Below are 2,019 nucleotides of genomic sequence, written 5' to 3' on the forward strand. Positions count from 1 at the left end.
TTTTATAACCTCGCGGGCCTCCGCCCGCCCCTGCGCGATCACACTGGCGGGGTCAACTGCGGGGGGGCGCCGGGGGGGACTAAACAAAAACCCGCGCCCCCCCCCGCGCGGGCCCCCCCCGCTCCTTGTGCACGCGGTGCACTTGGTGCACGCGCTATGTCTTACGGCAGGGCGAGCATGCGCTCCAGCGCCAGCTTCGCGAACGCCTCGGTCTCCTTGTCGACCTCGATGCGGTTGACCAGGTTGCCCTCGGCCAGGGACTCCAGGGTCCAGACCAGGTGGGGGAGGTCGATGCGGTTCATGGTCGAGCAGAAGCAGACCGTCCGGTCGAGGAAGACGATCTCCTTGCCCTCGGGCGCGAAACGGTTCGCCAGACGGCGGACCAGGTTCAGCTCCGTGCCGATCGCCCACTTGGAGCCGGCCGGGGCGGCCTCCAGGGCCTTGATGATGTACTCCGTCGAGCCGACGTAGTCCGCGGCGGCCACGACCTCGTGCTTGCACTCGGGGTGGACCAGGACGTTCACACCGGGGATGCGGGCGCGCACGTCGTTCACCGAGTCCAGGCTGAACCGGCCGTGGACCGAGCAGTGGCCGCGCCACAGGATCATCCTGGCGGCGCGCAGCTCGTCGGCGGTCAGACCGCCGTTCGGCTTGTGCGGGTTGTAGACGACGCAGTCGTCCAGGGACATGCCCATGTCGCGGACGGCGGTGTTGCGGCCCAGGTGCTGGTCCGGCAGGAACAGGACCTTCTCGCCTTGCTCGAAGGCCCACTCCAGGGCCCGCTTCGCGTTCGACGACGTGCAGATCGTGCCGCCGTGCTTGCCCGTGAACGCCTTGATGTCCGCGGACGAGTTCATGTACGAGACGGGCACGACCTGCCCGGCGACGCCGGCCTCCGTGAGGACGTCCCAGCACTCCGCCACCTGTTCGGCCGTCGCCATGTCGGCCATGGAGCAGCCGGCGGCCAGGTCGGGCAGAACCACCTTCTGGTCGTCCGAGGTCAGGATGTCGGCCGACTCCGCCATGAAGTGGACGCCGCAGAAGACGATGTATTCGGCCTCGGGGCGCGCCGCCGCGTCCCGCGCCAGCTTGAAGGAGTCGCCCGTGACGTCGGCGAACTGGATGACCTCGTCGCGCTGGTAGTGGTGGCCGAGCACGAAGACCTTGTCGCCGAGCTTTTCCTTGGCCGCGCGGGCGCGCTCGACCAGGTCGGGGTCGGACGGCGAGGGGAGGTCACCGGGACACTCGACGCCGCGCTCGCTCCTCGGGTCGGCTTCGCGGCCGAGAAGCAGCAGGGCGAGAGGAGTCGGCTGTACGTCGAGCTCCTGGGGCTGGGCGGTGGTCACGACACGCACCCTTTCTTCTTTTCGTCGAACTGACGCTATCTATGATAACCGGTTCACGTCAGTTTGACGATGGCCATAGCGTCTATGTGACATGAATCCCGGGGACCCGTCCGCGGCTCCCTGTCGGCTCCACCGCGCATGTGCGAGCATGAAGAGGAACCGAAAGCGCAAGTGCTCGGCCCGGAATGAATCCGCGGGCCCGCCGGTTGCATCTGTCGGCAAGCAGTCTCCGTACAAACCGGGAGAGATGTAGATGTCCGTATCGGACGAGACCACCACCGTCACCGACGGCATCGTTCTGACCGACGCCGCGGCGTCCAAGGTCAAGGCCCTGCTCGACCAGGAAGGCCGTGAGGACCTCGCGCTGCGTGTCGCCGTCCAGCCCGGCGGCTGCTCCGGCCTGCGCTACCAGCTCTTCTTCGACGAGCGTTCCCTCGACGGCGACGTGGAGAAGGACTTCGGCGGGGTCAAGGTCGTCACCGACCGCATGAGCGCCCCGTACCTGGGCGGCGCCACCATCGACTTCGTGGACACCATCGAGAAGCAGGGCTTCACGATCGACAACCCGAACGCGACGGGCTCCTGCGCCTGCGGCGACTCCTTCAGCTGAGCCGCACCGCGAAACAGCCGCGCGTTCTCCCTGCCGCCCGCGCCCACCCCCGGCCGGGTCCCA

2 protein-coding genes are annotated in these 2,019 nt (G+C 68.1%); one reads left to right on the forward strand and one right to left on the reverse strand.

The features are described 5' to 3' along the window. Positions 1–161: 161 nt before the first annotated feature. Entirely contained in the window at positions 162–1,346 is a 1,185-nt protein-coding gene (gene nadA / locus ACFW2E_RS45865) for a quinolinate synthase NadA (protein WP_384477854.1), read from the reverse strand. Positions 1,347–1,599: 253 nt separating this feature from the next. On the opposite strand from nadA, the gene ACFW2E_RS45870 reads away from it, so the two are divergent. Beyond that, complete coding sequence (locus tag ACFW2E_RS45870) at positions 1,600–1,956, forward strand: HesB/IscA family protein (protein ID WP_384477857.1); 357 nt, start codon at positions 1,600–1,602, stop codon at positions 1,954–1,956. Positions 1,957–2,019: the final 63 nt, after the last annotated feature.

The organism is Streptomyces sp. NPDC058964, from assembly GCF_042741275.1.
In the GTDB taxonomy this organism is placed as follows: domain Bacteria; phylum Actinomycetota; class Actinomycetes; order Streptomycetales; family Streptomycetaceae; genus Streptomyces.